18 protein-coding genes and 3 pseudogenes are annotated in these 17,316 nt (G+C 59.9%); 9 read left to right on the forward strand and 12 right to left on the reverse strand.

All coding sequences use genetic code 11. The features are described from left to right. Positions 1–47 precede the first annotated feature (47 nt). Positions 48–554: pseudogene (locus M4578_RS25235) on the forward strand (SAM-dependent methyltransferase); the annotation flags it as partial. Here M4578_RS25235 and M4578_RS25855 read toward each other — a convergent pair. The 6 genes and pseudogenes from M4578_RS25855 to M4578_RS25260 form a co-directional block, all read right to left on the reverse strand. Then, positions 520–618, reverse strand: a pseudogene (locus tag M4578_RS25855) (DUF6927 domain-containing protein); the annotation flags it as partial. The pseudogenes M4578_RS25235 and M4578_RS25855 sit on opposite strands and share 35 nt — an antisense overlap. Before the next feature lie 102 nt (positions 619–720). Further along, entirely contained in the window at positions 721–1,314 is a 594-nt protein-coding gene (locus M4578_RS25240) for a regulator (RefSeq protein ID WP_258095876.1), read from the reverse strand. Between the two features lie 74 nt (positions 1,315–1,388). After that, positions 1,389–2,417: pseudogene (locus M4578_RS25245) on the reverse strand (ParB/RepB/Spo0J family partition protein); the annotation flags it as partial. A gap of 49 nt (positions 2,418–2,466) precedes the next feature. Next, positions 2,467–2,856 (reverse strand): DUF3768 domain-containing protein, encoded by a 390-nt coding sequence (locus M4578_RS25250; protein WP_036562963.1) that lies wholly within the window; start codon positions 2,854–2,856, stop codon positions 2,467–2,469. Between the two features lie 70 nt (positions 2,857–2,926). Beyond that, on the reverse strand, positions 2,927–3,865 hold the full coding sequence (locus tag M4578_RS25255; RefSeq protein ID WP_258095877.1) for an ArdC family protein: 939 nt from the start codon (positions 3,863–3,865) through the stop codon (positions 2,927–2,929). 40 nt (positions 3,866–3,905) lie between these two features. Then, positions 3,906–4,391 (reverse strand): hypothetical protein, encoded by a 486-nt coding sequence (locus M4578_RS25260; RefSeq protein ID WP_036562795.1) that lies wholly within the window; start codon positions 4,389–4,391, stop codon positions 3,906–3,908. A 445-nt stretch (positions 4,392–4,836) separates the two neighbouring features. On the opposite strand from M4578_RS25260, the gene M4578_RS25265 reads away from it, so the two are divergent. Both M4578_RS25265 and M4578_RS25270 read left to right on the forward strand, forming a co-directional pair. Continuing rightward, on the forward strand, positions 4,837–5,187 hold the full coding sequence (locus M4578_RS25265; RefSeq protein WP_005617048.1) for an MbcA/ParS/Xre antitoxin family protein: 351 nt from the start codon (positions 4,837–4,839) through the stop codon (positions 5,185–5,187). 101 nt (positions 5,188–5,288) lie between these two features. Beyond that, positions 5,289–5,801 carry an RES family NAD+ phosphorylase gene (locus M4578_RS25270; protein WP_036562793.1) on the forward strand — a complete coding sequence of 171 codons (513 nt, stop codon included), beginning with the start codon at positions 5,289–5,291 and terminating at the stop codon, positions 5,799–5,801. Positions 5,802–5,863: 62 nt separating this feature from the next. Here M4578_RS25270 and M4578_RS25275 read toward each other — a convergent pair whose 3' ends face one another. The 4 genes from M4578_RS25275 to repA all read right to left on the reverse strand — a co-directional run bounded on the left by M4578_RS25275 (position 5,864) and on the right by repA (position 10,828). Continuing rightward, a complete protein-coding gene (locus M4578_RS25275; protein WP_036562791.1) occupies positions 5,864–6,958 on the reverse strand; it encodes a Fic family protein in 1,095 nt (364 codons plus the stop codon). 145 nt (positions 6,959–7,103) lie between these two features. Then, positions 7,104–8,399 carry a plasmid replication protein RepC gene (gene repC, locus M4578_RS25280; protein ID WP_036562826.1) on the reverse strand — a complete coding sequence of 432 codons (1,296 nt, stop codon included), beginning with the start codon at positions 8,397–8,399 and terminating at the stop codon, positions 7,104–7,106. Positions 8,400–8,672: 273 nt separating this feature from the next. After that, positions 8,673–9,644, reverse strand: coding sequence for a plasmid partitioning protein RepB (gene repB / locus M4578_RS25285; RefSeq protein WP_036562823.1), 972 nt, complete (start codon positions 9,642–9,644; stop codon positions 8,673–8,675). Positions 9,645–9,646: 2 nt separating this feature from the next. Then, the gene (gene repA, locus M4578_RS25290) at positions 9,647–10,828 is read right to left on the reverse strand and encodes a plasmid partitioning protein RepA (RefSeq protein ID WP_051982510.1); all 1,182 of its coding nucleotides are present in this window, start codon (positions 10,826–10,828) and stop codon (positions 9,647–9,649) included. 596 nt (positions 10,829–11,424) lie between these two features. Between repA and M4578_RS25295 the strand changes: the two genes are divergently transcribed. Continuing rightward, positions 11,425–11,652, forward strand: a complete 228-nt coding sequence (locus M4578_RS25295; RefSeq protein ID WP_036562787.1) for an AbrB/MazE/SpoVT family DNA-binding domain-containing protein — start codon at positions 11,425–11,427, stop codon at positions 11,650–11,652. A 376-nt stretch (positions 11,653–12,028) separates the two neighbouring features. Here M4578_RS25295 and M4578_RS25300 read toward each other — a convergent pair whose 3' ends face one another. After that, entirely contained in the window at positions 12,029–12,916 is an 888-nt protein-coding gene (locus M4578_RS25300; RefSeq protein ID WP_036562784.1) for a recombinase family protein, read from the reverse strand. Between the two features lie 130 nt (positions 12,917–13,046). Between M4578_RS25300 and M4578_RS25305 the strand changes: the two genes are divergently transcribed. Together M4578_RS25305 and M4578_RS25310 are read left to right on the forward strand one after the other, a co-directional pair. Further along, on the forward strand, positions 13,047–13,304 hold the full coding sequence (locus M4578_RS25305) for a type II toxin-antitoxin system ParD family antitoxin (protein ID WP_216339867.1): 258 nt from the start codon (positions 13,047–13,049) through the stop codon (positions 13,302–13,304). Further along, the gene (locus M4578_RS25310) at positions 13,301–13,636 is read left to right on the forward strand and encodes a type II toxin-antitoxin system RelE/ParE family toxin (protein ID WP_216339761.1); all 336 of its coding nucleotides are present in this window, start codon (positions 13,301–13,303) and stop codon (positions 13,634–13,636) included. Before M4578_RS25305 ends, M4578_RS25310 begins: the two co-directional genes overlap by 4 nt. On the opposite strand, the gene M4578_RS25315 is transcribed toward M4578_RS25310, so the two are convergent. Next, positions 13,631–14,740, reverse strand: a complete 1,110-nt coding sequence (locus tag M4578_RS25315) for a tyrosine-type recombinase/integrase (RefSeq protein WP_258095879.1) — start codon at positions 14,738–14,740, stop codon at positions 13,631–13,633. The two genes, M4578_RS25310 and M4578_RS25315, sit on opposite strands and share 6 nt — an antisense overlap. A 113-nt stretch (positions 14,741–14,853) precedes the next feature. Here M4578_RS25315 and M4578_RS25320 point away from each other — a divergent pair, with 113 nt between their 5' ends. Genes M4578_RS25320 through M4578_RS25330 form a run of 3 tightly spaced genes read left to right on the forward strand, consistent with a single transcriptional unit; the run spans position 14,854 to position 17,173 of the window. Further along, complete coding sequence (locus M4578_RS25320; RefSeq protein WP_258095880.1) at positions 14,854–15,807, forward strand: DUF1403 family protein; 954 nt, start codon at positions 14,854–14,856, stop codon at positions 15,805–15,807. Beyond that, positions 15,804–16,409, forward strand: a complete 606-nt coding sequence (gene scpB / locus M4578_RS25325) for an SMC-Scp complex subunit ScpB (RefSeq protein WP_152477353.1) — start codon at positions 15,804–15,806, stop codon at positions 16,407–16,409. Before M4578_RS25320 ends, scpB begins: the two co-directional genes overlap by 4 nt. Positions 16,410–16,432: 23 nt before the next feature. Beyond that, complete coding sequence (locus M4578_RS25330) at positions 16,433–17,173, forward strand: UPF0489 family protein (protein ID WP_258095881.1); 741 nt, start codon at positions 16,433–16,435, stop codon at positions 17,171–17,173. The last annotated feature ends 143 nt before the right edge of the window (positions 17,174–17,316 follow it).

The raw sequence follows: 17,316 nt of genomic DNA on the forward strand, positions 1-17,316 counted from the left end.
GCTGGCCTCCCTCACCAGTATGAAGCCTGAATCACAATCGCCACCAAATGGGAATCCCAATTCGATTCAGAGAAAAACTGAGCCGCTCTAACCTCACCTCTGCGCTGGCGCAAATCGGCGCGGAGATCGACCATCAACCCCTGCGCAGCTCAGCGCTCGCACGCATCATGCGAGAGACCTTTCGTGGCAGTGATGCCGGGGGCGCCTGGGACTGGCGGAAGGCCTATGACCTGATGCAGGCGGCGGCTGTGCAGGCGCTGCTACGTGGCGACAACAGTGAGGATGATTACTCTGCCGCAAAACTCCTTGCGTCACGTCTCCTGACGGAAACGCGCCGGTCAGAGCAGCAAATCCGGCTGCAGCAGTTTTCCACGCCGTTGCTTTTCGCAGCCTTGGCCGTTCGGGCGGCGGCGATCCGCAAGGGCGAGACTGTGCTCGAACCATCCGCCGGCACCGGTGCCCTGGCTGCTTTCGCCGCCCGCGCCGGTGCCACGCTTCTGCTCAACGAGATCGACCCCTTTTGCGCCTTTCGCCTTCGAAGGTACAAAGCCGGGTGATCTCCGCTTTCTCATCCGCGTAGGTCTGGACGCGGCCGTCGGTGTAGAAGAGCCATCCCATCTCAGAGTCCTTTCTCTCATTTGGGAAATTATTGTCGCCAATGTCCCGAGAGGGCCGCAGGCCTGGCAGGGTATTGGCGATGCTAGTTTGAGAAAGGGCGCGTTACGCCACCCTCCGATCATCGAGTTCCATCAGGGCATCGAGCGGCACGCGGTAGGGCTGCATGGCATCGAAATCCTCGCAATTGCCGCAGTTCTGGACGATCGCGAAGGTGTCGCAGGCATCCTTGAGGATGACCCGAAAGATGCCGCCAAGACCTGAAGGCACCTCGTAGGTTCCACCGATGAGATAGTCTGAGGCCCGGCGCACGAAAACGCGGATGCTGTGGCCATCGGTAGCGAGCCGGATGGCCCCCTGCCCTCGGTCGATGAGCACCTGCACATCGTCGAGGATGTCGGTGTAGAACTGGCCGGTCAGATCGCGAAACGCCATGCGGCGCTGCGCCATCCAGTCGGCATCCCGAAACGGGTTCATGCCGTCGGCGAAAGCGAAGGAGGGATCGGCTTGCTCGGTCGTGACGATGCGGGTGGTCGTGCCATCGATGCCGTTCGAGCGCAAATGAACGCCGTTGCCGACGATGAGGATCAGGGCGGGCCTGTCCACCGGCCCGTTCCAGTTGGGCAGGAAGGATTTGCAGGCGCGCGCATGGGCGATCTGCGCTGCGACAGCGGAGGCGGAGAACTTGAGAATAGCCATGGGAATGTCTTTCTGTTCAGTGTGAGAGGGAGGACCCGCGCAGGCGGAAGGGCTCGCGCGGGTCGCGTGAGAACTCAGGCCGCTTGCGCGACCTCGCTGTCAGGCTCTGGGGTTTCCGCAGTGATCTCCGCCTCATCACAGGCGACACCGGCGGTCTGCATCATGGGCGGGCACCAGGCGGCCACGGCAGCGCGTTGTGCATCCGTGAGCGTGGCGAAGGGCTCGGCGAAGAGCTTGTCACAGAAAGCGACGATCTCCTTCTTGCTCGACGAGGCCAGCGTCACCGCCTCCTGGGCGAGACCCAGATCCTCGCCGAGGATCTTCAGGAGCCAGGCCTTCTTGAAGCGGTTGAAGAGCGCCGCATTCGGCGTCCAATGCGCCCGGATGTCGGGCATGATCTCGATCTCGAAGTCATGCATCAGGCTGTCGCGCTGGCGGTCCCGTGCGAAGCAGGACTGCGTCGTGCTGGCCGTCGCATACGCCACGAGCTTGGCCTTCTCGCCTGCCTCCAGCGCGCGGAACGCCGCGAACTGATCGGCAGGGGACCGGGTGTCATCGAGCCAGGAGAGGTCCAGCGCATCATGCGCCGCCGCCACCTGCTCGAGCGAGGTCGCGTCGATCTCGTCCATCTTGGCGTGGGTCCGGTATTCCTTGCGGGCCTCGATCTTGATCGCCTGCGTGACGCTCATGCCGCCGGCCAGAACGTCGCTCACCAGCTTGAAGAGGGTCAGATCGAGCGTGGCCTCGGGGTGCAACGCCATCGCGGCGCCAAGGGCCATGGCCCGCTCGGTCTTGAGATCCTCAGCCAGCGAGGCCGGATAGGTGATTTCGCCAGCGTCGGGGGCCTCCTCTCCCGTGGTGTTGGTCGAGGAACTGGGCGCGCCCTTCTCTTTCACGGTGTCCTCCGGGCGGACGAGGCCCACATGGAGCGTGATCTGCCCGTTCGACCAAGACGCAATCACGCCTGCACGGGCGAGATCCTCGGCGCTGTAGGCCTCCTGCAGATCGCGCGCCTCCTCTTCCAAAGCGTCCACACGTTCGTAGAGTGCATTGTAGGCGTCATCCTCGAGCCCCTCATCTTCCATCTCGAGTTGCAGTTGCTCAGCGGGCCTTCATCGTCTGAGATGTCAGGGGGAGGCGTCCCCTGCCCCTTTACCAGTCGCGCGCCAGCATGATGGTCAGCACGCGCATGGTGGTCGCGGGATTGTCCGGGGCCTCGGCACCGTAGCGGAAATCGGAATCCGCCTCATAGAGGTCGATCTTCCAGAACACGGTCTCGCCCCGGATCTCGACCGCCCCGAAATCATGCCATCCCTCGGGATCATTCTCAGGCTCGAATGTGGCAAATTCACCGGCTGCCTTCACCGCCTCGGCCATGAAGCCGTCCCCGGCCTCCATGAGCGAACGGGTGACATGCATGCGACCCTGAATGGGATCCGCGGGCGGCACCCCGAGGCAGGCGAGCTTACGGAACGCGTCGTTCTGCGCCGCGACCACCGAAGGTTCCGGGCGGTCTGTCTGGGGCTGTGCTGTGATGGTCATAGGGCTCTCCTTTGAGAAGTTTGAAACACCCTTCCCAAAGCCTGCTTTCCCTTTGCCGACACACATCCCCTCAAGCGGCCTGGTCGACCTCCCTTGCCCTGCCCGCCTCCGATCGCGCGATAAGGTAATCACAGGCGCGCTGCGCATCGGCCGCGTGCTTGAAAATCGCCTGCTTGTCCGAGCGCAGCACCCGCAGCCAGTTGTAGAGGTAAGCGGCATTCATCTCGAGCGTATGCGACGTGAACCCAAGTTCCTGCCCCAAAAACACCGACGAGAGCTCGGCCACGATCTCCTCGCGCGCGTAGGCCGTGTTGCCGAAGTGCGAGAGACCGTAGTCCCGGTTCAGTCGATGGGGGGCTTTCGTGGCATGGGCCAGCTCATGCGCCCAGACCCCGTAGAAATTGCGCGGGTCCTGGAACCGCGTGATGGATGGCATGTAAACCTTGTCCACGGGCGGCAAATAGTACGCTTCCGTTCCTGTGAAGACTGTCGTGATGTCGATGGCATCGAAAAACGCCTGCATGTGCGGGATGGGCTCGGACGGCGGATGCTCGGGCATGGGCTCCGGGTCGGGGAAGAAGCTGTCGGGCAAGCCATCGATCTGGCAGGCGTTGAACACGCGGTAGGATTTATGGAAGCGGAAGATACGGGCTACCTCGGAGTGATCATCGCCGTCGCTGCGGTCGTCCTCGCCGCCCGCGTCTTTCCGGCTTTGACCGTAATAGACAACGACAGAGGACTTCTCGCCCTTGCGGACTTTTGCATCCAAGGCATTGGCTTGCGGCAGCGTCATCCAGAAAGGCGAGCTATGGCCCGCCATCACGGTGCGCATCGTCAGCAGGAAGTTGTTGACCCCCTGATAGGGCTCACCGCCCACGCGCAGAGGGCGAGAGCTGCCGCCTGCCGTCCAGGGCTTGCGCCACGGCAGGACACCGCGCTCGATGATGCGGATGATTTCGTTTGTGATGACCTCGGAGGCATCGAATTTGGGCGTGCGGGATCGGGCCATGGCTGGCGTCCTTTCGTATGTTGATGAGAGAATTTAGGGGTCAGGTTGACTGGCGGGGGCGCGGATCGTTGACGATCCTCGCGCCGAGCTGTTCGACCATGTCGATGTAGGTGGTCAGCGAGACAGCCCGGCCAGGACCGCAAGGGTCAGGGTCGACCGATCCGTCTCGTGTCACACGGGGCAGGTTCGCGAAGGCGATGCCATCGGTGACGGGTCGGAGATCGATGAACGGCGTGCCTCGTGCGACCGCTAGAGCGGCCAAGGGAAAGCGCTCGATCGGCGCGAAGGTCGACACGGTGGTCCAACCGAGATGGAGGAATGTCCCACCCTCCCCGCAGATCACATGAGCGTTTGGCAATGACGCCGCCTGCTTCAGATAGCCGAGATCACGCAGGACGGTCTGGCGTTCGAGCCGCCGTGCCAGCGCCGTCTGGCCAGTTCGGCGCAGCACTCTATGCCGCCACCAGGAGGCAGCGGTCGCGCGCAACACGCGCAAGACACCTGTTTGCATGGGAATGCCCTTCATCCGGAACGGCAGACCGGAACCCGGCCCGGACCCATCTGAGGGACCCCAAAGGCCCTCATCCGTCAGTCACAAAACCCGAAGTCCACTTTCACTTTCCAACCGCCAACTGGACCGGGGAAACTGACAAGGGCCCGACACCACCACGGTTTCCAAGGACTTCATGCAGTCAGTGCCGGTTGGAGTCCAAGATCGGCAAGGTATATCGGCAACCCCAGCCCGACCGCAGCAGTCTTTGGCATATTATCAATAACTTATCTGATGTTCTCGATCGGCAAGAAACGCGCCTACTGCGACTCTTCAGGCCCAAAGATCAGGATTTCCGGCATTCAGAGCATTGCAGCGTTACGGATTAGCACGGGAAACGGAGGCACCGCACCTCCTGACAGCTTGAAATTCAGCAATATTATCGCTATATACCGTCAGTATCACTGTAGGAGCATAGATCATGCACATCACGAACTTTGCTGAAGCTGGGCAATTCGAACCGCGCAAGATCGCCGCGGTGCTACGCACGTCAGCAGAAGAGATCGCATTGACAGTCGGTTTGGGTAAAGACGCGCTGCAGAGGCGAACCCGCATCGGTTCGGACAAGACGCAGCGCCGCCTGCGCGAATTGGTAGAGGTGCTGAACAAAGTCGAGCCCCGCTTCGGCTCGGAACTGATGGCCTATGCATGGTACCGGTCAGAGCCCCTGCCCGGCTTTGATGGCCGGACAGCCATGCAGCTGGTGCAGGAAGGCAAAGCTCAGCAAGTTCTGGAGTATATCGATGCGGTCGATGCGGGCGTCTTTGCCTAAAGCGCGCCCCGCCAAGACATGAGACACCGATACCCTGTCACACTTCGTGTTCTCGGGACATCGGTGCCACACACTATGTTTTTGAACGCCGGGGCGCTGAGATGCCGCTGAAAGATGGGCGCTACACAGGGCCACTCTATCGCGCCCTGAACCCGGTCTATGCGCGTGAACCTCTGTCCGGACGAGGCGCTGAACTCTATGGAGGGCGCTTTAACGCCAAGGGCACCCCTGCCCTCTACACCTCGCTGGATCCCACGACCGCCCTTAGAGAAGCTAACCAGGTCGGCAGCCTGCAGCCGACGATCCTCGTGTCCTACACAGCCGACCTTGGGCCTATTTTCGATACCCGCGATCAGGACGGACTTGAGAAGTATGGCGCGACAGGGTCGATGCTTGCCGATCCTGCATGGCGCGTGAAAATGCTCCAAGACCAAACGGTGCCGACCCAGGAGTTAGCACGCGCCCTCATAGCAGATCGGTTTGCGGGGCTCCTGATCAAGAGTTTTGCGAAGGGTGCGTCGTCATCGGACTTCAACATCGTCCTGTGGGCTTGGGATGGCAAGAGCGGTTCACTTGACGTCGTGGATGACGAAGAACGGCTGTCACGAATGTGAGGTGATTGGCTGACATTTTCACGGGGTGCACTTGTCGCGTACCGCGCCTGTGACAAGCCTCTCTACTTCACTGTCAGGGAGTAACTGGTGCTACGCCCACCAGCGTCGTCTTTCTCAAGGGCTCCCAAGTCGATCAGATCAAGGATGTCGCGATATGCCGTGTCTTGTGAGCACTTCTCAATCTTCGCATATTTCGACGTCGTGAGTTTTCCTTCGAGCCCATCAAGCAGGCGATTGAGTATGTCCCGTTGGCGGTCGTTTATGTTGGCCGCTCCGTATTGCTCCCAGAACCGCGCCTTCTGGAACACGGTCTCTAGGATGATCTCTGCACCATCGAATGCACGATCCAGGCAATCCAGGAACCAAACGAGCCAAGCAGTGATATCGAGTCCCCCTTTCTGGGTCGTCTCGAGCATGTCGTAGTAAGCGCTCCGCTCCTGCCGGATTTGGGTCGACATGCTGTAGAACCGCTGTGAACTGCGTTCGGATCGCGCCAACGCCATATCGGCAATCGCGCGCGCAATGCGCCCATTGCCATCGTCGAAAGGATGGATCGTAACGAACCACAGATGCGCGATAGCCGCATGAATGACAGGATCCGTGTCGGGTGCCTGGTTGAACCAGGACAGAAACCGCGTCATCTCAGCGTCGAGCCGCACGGCTTCTGGCGCCTCAAAGTGCACACGTTCACGGCCATAGGGACCTGACACAACTTCCATGGGGCCGCCCCGCCAATTGCCCACCGTGATCCGGGTTATCCCGCTTCGCCCAGTCGGAAAAAGGGCCGCATGCCAGCCGAACAGGCGCTCAGCATCCAGTGGCTGGTCATACGCTTGGGTCGCGTCCAACATCATCTCGACGACACCATCAACATGGCGATCAGACGGGATCAGTCCACCAATTTCGAGCCCGAGCCGCTTCGCGATGGACGAGCGCACCTGATCCTTGTCGAGCGTCTCCCCCTCGATCTCGCTGCTTTTCACGACATCACTGGTAAGAGTGCGCAGCATTGCCTCGTTGCGAAGATCAAAGCCAAGACCCTCCATGCGCCCCAAAAGCTTGCCTTGACGGTGACGGACCGCGGCAAGTTGTGAAGACAGCTTGGCCTTATCCCAGGTAAACTGCGGCCAATCAGGGAGTTCGTGGATGTAGGTCATATATTACGCACTCTTTGCGGAGATTATACCGCTTTTTCTCCGCAAGACAACAATAACCGCCGCAAAACCTGCGGAGAATACAGACAGCAATCTTCGCATGCCCCACCTGGAACTTGGACCGCGGGACAATTGCTTCCGCATCGCTTCACGCCGCCTGTCCGCTCAACCGGCCATAAAAACTGCGCTCGAGATGCAGCTCCCCTGCCCCGGCCTTCTCGACCATACCGCGCAGATATCCGCCCGGAGACGCCACTTCTCCGGAGCAATGCTTGTCGAACGTGAGAACCAGCGCCGCAGTCGCGATTTGGGGCCCGAGACGGTCCTGCGCGAGGTTCCAAGCGTGCTCTGAGACACCGATCATCGGCCTGAGCTGCCCGACAACGCGATGGAGATCGCCCCAATCCTTCAGATAACCGCCCAAATTGCGTGCCCAGGACGCGAATTCAGGACAGGCTTGCATGACTGTCGGCAGATCGAGCGCTGCCCCGCGTTTCTTGCGGGTTTCCGGAACCCAATCTTCCAACTCCTTATCAACCCGCTCTTCGGGCGGCGCATTTGGCACCACGCCCGCCGCTTGCTCAGTTTCTGAGCGATTACGGGTTACAGGATTAAGTTGGGTTGTAGTTAGTATATGAGGCTCAAAAATGACCTCCCTGGGGTCCATTTCTTGAGTCCTCTGAAGCACTTGCTCGCTGGTTTCAGGCGTGTTTTCCACAACCTCATCCGCGCGAACTGCTTTGAGATAGGCTGCCTCGACGCGCTCCTGGAGTTCCCTGAACCATTCCAGAAGCCGCGCAAGCTCCCCAGAGGGCGTGTTCCGGCGTGGCAGGCGGCCCAAGAGATCCTCAAAGAGACCTGTGAGCTGCGTCCAGGGACCTCTCAGAGCGCCGTTGAGGGCCGCGTCGATCCGCGCGCGGATCATCCGGCGTGCCACCGTGATCTGACGCTTCAGGCGCTGACAAAGCTCGCGTTCGGCCTGCAATTCGGCATGCAGCTCCTCGAACTCGTCAACCCGGGCCGACAGCGGCGACAAATCAAAGCCATAGGCCTCGATGATACGACCGTCAGCATCTCTGTGGCCCCACCTCTTGCCATTGGGGCTGTCCCTGAAAGCAATCACGCCGATCTCGGCCAGACGCCGCGCATGGCGCTTGAGCGTCGAGAGCGAAAAGCCTGTGTGCTCCATCAGATAGGCGTTGGACGCCCAGACGATCGGACGCTGTCCCTCCTCCCAGTCCTGGGCCTGTGTGAAGGCTCCAAGCGTGTCGAGAAGCAGCATGTCGCCAGCCTTGAGGCCAATATGTGCGCCAACGCGTTTCACCGCGACAAAGGCCTGTGACTTGGGCACGGTTGATCTTTCACCGGCCTGTGCGTGCTGTTCAGCGACCGCGAGTCCGGCCGTCGCTTTGCGCCACCCCGAGGATTGGTTGATATTGGACATACCTCTACTCTTCTGAGGCATGACTGTCCCAGTCGCTCCATGCGGAGCATCATTGAATTTTGTCATTTTTTATCTAGGCACAGAAAACCTGTTCGCCCGAAGACGTTTTTCGTTGTTTAGCGATTCGCGGGCTGCTAGGATTGTGGTGTGAAAACAAATCGCGCCTTGTGCGCAGCAGCCCTCGGGACTTCGGTTTCGAGGGTTTTCTTTTTGGTGCCGTTCTCCTTTTTGCTCGTTGCCTCTATCTTGGCGGTTAACAGCTGTTAACCGCCGCTATCCTTCGTTGCTCTCTGATTGGAACCGATCGAAGGAATCCTGAATGAGCTGGTCCAGGTTCTGATCCAGCCAATTCGCGAATCTCGTGTTCTCCCCTGCCCGCTTGACGGTCACTGAGAGTCCCGATTTTCCACTCTTGATCTGCACACCGGGAACAGGCGAGCGCTCTTCAACAGATCGCTCCTGCTTGCCTCGTTTGCCAATTTCTTTAAGGACGAGGTCCAGCCGCCCGTCGGAATCAAGGGCACCAGATTGACCAAGCACATCCAATACACGCCCCTCCGAAAGCTGGCCCTTCTCGAACGCTGTAGCGAGGGTCGTCCATTTCGGGCGCCCTGCGCCCGGGGCCGCGCCGATGGCTTCACCAACCGCCACGGGCACAAGCCGATTGATGCGTTCAAGCTGTGAAAGAGTGTTCTTACTGATCGCCAAAGCTTGGCATGCTTCCGCGCGGGAGTATCCCTGCTCGAGGATCGCCTGTGCGAACCGAACACGTTCATAGTAGCTTAGCTCCGCACGGCCGGCATTCTCGAGCCCCTTCGCCATGAGAGCATCGGTATCATCGAGCGTGCGGATCAGAGCCCGCACCGGCATGCCCAGATGGCGGCACGCAAGTATGCGTCGCTGGCCATAGATGACTTCAAAATGACCGTCACGATCCTTTGAGGGACGCAGAAGCACTGGAACTTGCTGTCCCGACTCAGCGATACTGGTGGCGAGGTCCTGAATGGATTCATTTGGCGCATCACTGTTAACAGTTGTTAACTCAATATCCATCCGGTCCTTCGGGCCCCAGGCGAGGATCAAGTTGGTGTCGATTTCCTGAATGCCCCCGAGGCCTGCACGAACCGAACCGATAGTCCCCTTCGGCAAGGTCCGATGGGCCCGGTCGGACGCACCCTCCTTCGATGCTTCGCTTGCCGCTGTAATCGCCGCCATGATACCGGTCTTATTCTTCCCCATTGCCATGACTAACGTCCCCATGCCTGTTGAAGCATCCCTGCGATTTCCGCACCTACTGCATCCATGCTGTTCTTTGCCCGATCGTAGGTCGACCGCGTCATCTCGGATCGTGCAACCTCGTAGATCGACATCTTGAGCATCGACGCATCGCCAATTGCCGTACTGCGCAGTCCTGTCGCCCCAACGACACGATCTTGGAACAGGGCACGCATCAAGCTGACAATCTGCTGACTGGGAATGTCGCTCGGATCGTCCCGCGTAATGAGAAAAGAGAAGAAATCATGATCGAGTTTAACGCCCGTATCCTCGATCACCCCGAGATATGCAGATGTCATCTCGACAAACTGCTGTGTCGAAGCGAGATCGAGCATGCTTGGCGTCATCGGCACGATGACAGAGGTCGCAGCATAAAGGCCGGTCAGAGTCAAAAACCCGAGAGCTGGCGGGCTGTCGATCACCACCACATCGTAGTCGCTTTCAACGGACTGGATCGCTAGACTGAGCTTCTCAAAGAACGCGACACCGCGCCCTGCGTTGACCGCCGTTTCAGTCTCAAATTCGCTCAGCACAAGGCGGGCAGGTGCCAAATGCAAGCCAGGGAAATAGGTTTCCACGATAGCTTCAGACATCGGCACTGGATCGTCATAGCGCAGTGCGTCGTAAATCGAGGCGCCCTCAAACTCCAGTTCAGTTTGAATCCCGCAAAAGCCTGTGAGGCTCCCTTGTGGATCCAAGTCGATCGCCAGCACCCGGTATCCGTTCAAAGCAAGGTAGTGACACAGATGGATCGCAGAGGTGGACTTTGCAGATCCTCCTTTGAAATTCATCAGCTGAATGACCTGAAGCTTGTCACCCTCGCGACGCCCAGGAAGATACTTGCCGGGTTTTCGAGAGCTTGCCTCGAGGAAATGGCGCGCTTGCAGGATCTCTTCCCCGGAATAAAAGCGTCGTCCATTCTTGATGACGTCCGGCTCAGGCAACGATCCGTCGCTATGGCACTTGCGCAGGAATTGACCGGTCACGCCAAGCAGGTCAGCAGTCTCTGTTGCACTGAATAGTCTCAAATTCTTACGCTGATCGGGTGCGTAGGCCTGTTGAAGGTGCGTCGTGAGCGCGGTGTGTAGACGCGCGGCCATTTGGCTTGTAAGCTCGGATTGGGAGGCCGCTTCGATGGGTGCCGTCTGAAACATAGTTGCTAATTCTCTGCTCGAACGCGCTTATTTGCGCAACTTGACTCTAATGGCCGTGATTCACCCTGTTAAGTCAAGGATTTTATCCACAGTTTGTGCTGTTGAGCCCGAGCGCTACTAGGGGAGCCACGCACCTTCCCGAGTTAACAGCTGTTAACAGCACACACAAACTTGTGGTTCAGGAGTGCATCTGGCGAAGACTGCGTATCGCTAACGCTCGGTTTCTCATCGGTGTCTTGACCGAAAATCCGGTTAGCGAGAGTTACAGAGAACTCAGGCCGCATCGGACAACGCAACGACAGACCTACGGCTAATCCAAGGCACAATTGGATCGACATTCAGAGTTACATAGATACTTGGGTGCCGGGCCCAAACGATCAGATCAAACGCACTTCATGAGCATGGATGGTCAAGGCCCTGTTGTCTGAGGCGTCGATGATCCCCAGCAGGGTAGGGGGCATTGCGGCTTCTCGGGTCGCGGAAACAGTATCCAGCACAAAGCACGGCATAGACAAGACAATGCCTTAAACGAACAAAGCTTACCTACTGATGGTTTTAAGTATACACGGGTGTTTATCCAAACCTGAGAGGACACCATGCGAGTTGCCAAATGGGGAAGCTCCCTTGCCGTCCGGCTACCCGCGGATCTTGTGCGGGAACTGGGCCTAAAGGAAGGCGACCAGATCGACCTGGTAAAGGGAGACGGAACCATTCTGGTCAAGCCCCAACCTAGCGCCGATGAAGTCCTGCAAGGGTTAAGGCGATTTCGCGGGAAACTGCCAAAGGACGCGCGTCTAAGCCGCGACGCCGCGCATGAACGCTGATTCGCAGACACAAATGTTTAGCTCTACCTGTTTGACGATGCTCCAAAGGCTGAGAGAGCAGTGGAAATTCTGGGGCAGGGACCTCGGGCAAGCGCCCAGGCCCTCAACGAAGCGATGGTCAATTGTCGGCGGAAAACTCGGCTCAGCTAGGAAGATACCGGAGCGCTTCTTGAGGTTATGAAATTCTTATGGCCTTTCGTGGACATAACGGTTCAAACCCATCAAGTGGGTCGCGAGCTCGCAGAGAGGTAAGAGTAATCGGTTTATGACACGATGATCATGTCAGCCGCGCTGATGGCCGGGTGCACGACGCTGTGGAGCGAGAACTTTCACAACATGTTGCTCATCGAAAGCCGGCTGAGCGTTTTCAATCAACTTACCTGACCAGCAATCCAAGTCGCTCCGCTCTTTCCAACAGCATCCTGACGGAGGACGGTTGCCAGCTGGTGCGACCTCGAGGGGTGCGCTCACGCATGGATTCCAGCCGTTCGCAGATCGCCTGGAGCGTGATTTCCGGGTCCGCGCCTTTGATGGCAGCCACGATAGCCGGCAGGCGGTCATCGGTTTCGCGTCGTCCAGCGCGACCAAGCACTTCATTGGGCAGAAACCCGTCGCGCACATAGGCTTTCACTGCGCGCAGAAGGCGGCTTTGCGTCCAGTGGCGGTCGTAGGGCAGGGGGCCATTGATGATCCGAAGCACATCTTCCCAGGCCATATCAGGTCGAAGTCGTCGGACATGTGGCACCCAGTCCTGAGCCGTCTCGTTCAGCCGCTCTATGTAGCCGTCTTGCCGCGCGCGTCGCACCTTGCGTAACGCCGCTGGATTGCGGTCGCGTAGGCCCGGGTTCCCGCCGACCCGGCCCTTGGCACGGGCGCTCGCCAGCCCCGCCTTTGTGCGCTCACGTATCAGCGCGCGCTCGAACTCGGCCGCGGCGCCCAGAACCTGCAACGTGAACTTGCCCTGCGGGGAAGCGGTGTCGATGGGGTCCTGCAGGGAGCGGAAGAAGGCGCCCTTAGCCTCCAGACGTTCGATCACCTCCAGCAAGTGCGACAGAGACCGCGCAAGCCGGTCGATCCGCACAACGACCAGCGTATCGCCGCTCTGGACGCGTTCGAGCACGCGTGCCAGCACCGGTCGCGCGCGATTGCCGCCCGAGGCGTGCTCTTCAAAGATCTCGGCACAGCCTGCAGTTTGCAGGGCCTCAGACTGGGGCAGGGGGGTCTGATCCTCTGTGGAAACACGGGCGTAGCCTATCAGGGGCATGAAATCGGGCCGTTTGCAATTTAAGGTATCGCTACTAAACGACCATTTGACCACGGCGACGCAAGTCACTCTGCTGGCATTGACGGAATTCGGCCATTGGCATATATTGCCAATGATGGAGACCCGATACATGGTGACACGAAACGTCGTTCTGACCGAAACCCAAGACCAGCTGGTTCAGGCTTTGGTTGCCTCTGGACGTTATCAGAACGTCAGCGAGGCGATGCGCGCGGGGCTTCGACTGTTGGAGCAGGAAGAAGCCCAACTCACCGATATCCGGCAGGGGTTGTTCGAGGGATTGGCGCAGGCAAAGGCGGGCGACTTTGCCGAGGGAAGCGGTTACGACGCGATCCGGCGGGCATTTCGGCAAGCGCGCGCATCTTCATGAGCCGATCTCTTCGGTTGACCCGGCGCGCAGAGGCCAGTCTGGTCGAGATTGCCAAATGGACGATCGAACAATTCGGGCTCAAACAGGCAGACCTTTATGAAACGGAGCTGCTCACCCGCTGTCAGGCAATCCTGAACGGTCAGGCGCATAGCAGAAGCTGTGCGGTTCTGGTCGATGATGCGGCCGATCTGCGGTTTGCGAGGGCAGGGGAGCATTTCCTTGTGTTCCTGGATCAGCCTGACGAGGTCATCATCGTTGATATCCTGCATTCCCGGAGTGATCTTCCACGTCATGTCGCGGCGTTGGCGGCTCTCAGAAATGTTGACCTATAGCCCTGCGGCCTTGGTCAGGTTCACCCGGAACCGGTCACGGCGGCGTTGGTAGCGACGGGTCATCTCGGCCGAGGCATGTCCGAGCTGCTTCTGGACGTAGCGTTCGTCGACTTCTGCGCTGCTGGCGAGCCCGGCGCGTAAAGAATGCCCAGAAAACAGCGCGAGGCGGTCTTTTTCGGGCAGCTCGGCTCGGATGCCGGATTTCAGGACGGTGGTCTTGATCAGGCGGGCGACGTGTTTGTCCGACAGACGGGCTTCCAGTGCCTTTTTGCCGTCCCGCGAGGTGCCAACGAAGACCGGGCCAAAGTCGATCTTCGCAAAGTGCAGCCATTGTTCGAGGGCATGTACGGGGCAGGTCTGTTCTTTCGATCCCCGGCCGATCTCGACCTCGCGCCATCCCGTCTTGGCATTGAGAGTGAGCAGGGCACCCTTATCGAATATCTCGACCCAGCCGCCACTGTCCGGGGTATCGTCTTTGTGCACGTCCAGGCTCACGATCTCCGAACGGCGCAGGCCACCGGCATAGCCCAGAAGCAGGATTGCCCGATCCCTGAGCCCACGCAGGTCGTAGGGTAGGGTGGCCACCATCGCGAGGATATCCTCGGCCAGGATTGCTGCCTTTTGCACGGGCGGGCGCGCATGCTTGCGCTTGATCCCGGCCAGCACGGTGGCGATGTGGCGATCCTTGCGGTCAAGCGTGAACCCACGTTGTGCGTAGTTCCAGGCCAGGCCGGACAGGCGGCGCTCGATTGTCGAAACCGATAAGGCAGGGGAGGGGCCGTTCGGCGACGCCAGGTCGGCCAGATAGAGGCCAATCATTTCCGGTGACGGGGGCAGGGGATCGGCGCCCTTCATGCGGCACCAGCGGGTAAAATGTGCCCAATCCCTGGCATAGGCTTTCAGCGTGTTGTCGGACGCGGCGGCGCGGGCATAGTCGCGGGCGGTATCGACCAACCGGTCGAGCGCGCCGGATCCGGCCACAGACGAAGGGAGGCTCAAGGCCTCTCCGTCCTGGCGATCTCTCTCGTTGTCATCGTTGGAAGAAGACACGTTTGCCGCTTCTGAGCTCGATTTCTCGATGTTTTCTGCCATGCCGCTGAGCATATCTTTATATGTCCGATAATGCAAACTTATTGGACATAGTGGAGAGGGGCAAGGCGGGGCGGTTTCGACATCATATTGTGGACGAAAGCGCCGCGAGAGACTAGTGTTGTGGCATGACATATCAGTCCATTGCCATCTCGGACGACCTCAGCACCCTACCGCAGCTGCCCGGCTGGGTCACCTCCGTTCGTGCCGAAACCCTTGAAACTGTGGCCTTTCGGTCTGGGGCGGCGCTCACGGTGCTCGATCAACTGATCGGCGATGAGCGGTATGGCGTGCCGGTGAAATTGCTTGCCAATCGACTGGCGCTGAGCGCGGCAACCGTTACCTCGAAACTAGAAGGGCGGCTGGCGCGGGAGGCGGATATCCGGGATGCCTACCACCTGACACTGCCGGGCGAAGCGCGGGGGCCGGATGGCGAGCTTCTGGCGTTCTGGCGCGAAGGCGTCCGGCTTCGCGGAGGCCGGACAGGCGAGATCGCCGACTTCGTTGGTGCGGACTTCGCTGGCGAGGTGGGCGTCTGGCTTGACGTGGGATTGGAACGCGCCCGGACGCATGGGCCGTTGGCGGGTTGCGTCGCCGTCCTGCGCGCCGTGCTCGAGACCGACGACCGGGCGGAGCGGGTCGCGTGTCTGCTCTCGGACATCGTCCTGGCACGTGCGCTGAACTGGACGGTGGTTCTGCCGGTTTCGGCGCAGCGTCTCACCAAGACCGTGCTGCGCGATCTGGCGGCGGGTGAGCAGGGGGCCGAGCTGGCGCTTCAGATCCGGATCCTCGAGACCATCGAGGAGACGGTTCGACTGGCGCGGGATCTTGCCCGCCGCGCCGAGGCCCTTCGGTCCGTGGCGCCGAAACTGCGGGCAAAAGGATCAAGCGCGGCCGTCGATCTGTTCCTGACCGAAGATGCGGTAGCCCCGGCGTCGATGCTGTCGCCGCGCATCCGAGGAACCAACATTCCGATGACCGACCGGGCCGCGCGGCGGCTTTGCGACCGGCTGGTCGAGCTGGGCGTGGCGCGGGAACTGACCGGGCGACCGACGTTCCGGCTCTACGGGATTGCGCCATGACGACCGCGACCCGAAAACGGAAACCGGCGGCGGAGGAGGGCGCCGTCTTTGACCGGGAACTCGACGACCTGCCGCAGGAGCTGCGCTGGCGCGAATGGATGGGCCGGGTCGAAGCGGTGCTCTTCGCCAGTGCCTCGCCGGTCGGTCGCGAGGACCTGGCCCGCGTGGTGGGGCAGGGGGCTTCGGTCGAGATGCTGATCGACGACATCCAGGCCGAACTCACCGGCCGTCCCTACGAGCTGGCGCAGGTACCGGGTGGATGGATGTTCCGGACCAAGACGCAGTTCGCGGACGCGATCAAGGCCGCCGCCGACCTTGGGGACCAGTCCCTCGCCTTCACGGAGATGGAAATGGGCGTGCTCTGCGCCATCGCCTATCATCAGCCAATCGACCGGGCGGGGCTGGCCGACATCTTCGGCAAGGAGGTCAGCCGCGATCTCTTGGCCCGGCTGCGCTACAAGGACCTCATCGCCAGCGGGCCGCGGTCGCCGCGGCCCGGGGCGCCGCATACCTTCGTGACCACGGAGACGTTTCTGGTGACCTTCGATCTGCAGAGTCTGCGGGACCTGCCGGAGCTGGAACTCCAAAGAAATGAGGGTTGAGTAACATTGAAAGGCGAACACGAATGATAACCGAATGGGAGTGGATCGTCCCCTTCAAGGGACGAAACCATTCAGGGTCCGTCGAACAGAATTTTCTCTGCAAAGCGGGCAATGTCTACGTGATGGACAATCATCGTGCAGCCCTGTGGTGCTGGCTGAACGAACTCGATCTCACCACACCCCATTCCCTCATACACATCGACCGTCATCCCGACGCGCTTCAGAGCCGATTGGACGAGTGGCTCAAGCATTTGCCAAGTTGGGCGGCCGGGATCGATGCCTATCTCGGGAAGACCTACCAGAGCGACGACTTCGATTGTCCTGTCATCCGCTGGGACAACTATATCTCCATCTACCTGCGGGAGTTCGGGGACAGCCTCACGACCTTCCGTTGCCTGACCCATGAAGATGGGGACCCACCGAACTTCGGCCATCCGATGTACAGTTCGCCATGGGAACTACCTGAGAATCTCTCGTATTGGCTTGCCGAACGGGAAGGGCCATGGATCGTCAACATCGACCTGGATTATTTCTACTGCCAGTTTGAGTCGGACATTCGCATGATGGTCTCCGATGACTACATTGAAGCCGTAGCCACAGGCCTCAAGGATGCGATGGATCGTGGGACCATCGGAGTCCTGACACTTTGCCTGACGCCGGATAGCTACACACCGGGCTGGACGGCGACCGAGACTCTGGCTGCCCGGATTCTGGAGCGGCTTGATCTGGCTTTCCAGCTTCCGAATCTTGTCGAACCCACATAGTGAGACAGATATCTCCCGCCAGAGTTTATCGAACCTCCAGCCCTTTGATACCCTAGGGTCAGGACTTCGGTAACGGGTCTCTCTTAGTCAAGAGATTTCGGCCAAGCGATTTGGCCCCGCCGACGGGCTATTCCTGCTCAGTC

This window comes from Salipiger pentaromativorans (genome assembly GCF_024721115.1).
Lineage (GTDB): Bacteria > Pseudomonadota > Alphaproteobacteria > Rhodobacterales > Rhodobacteraceae > Salipiger > Salipiger pentaromativorans.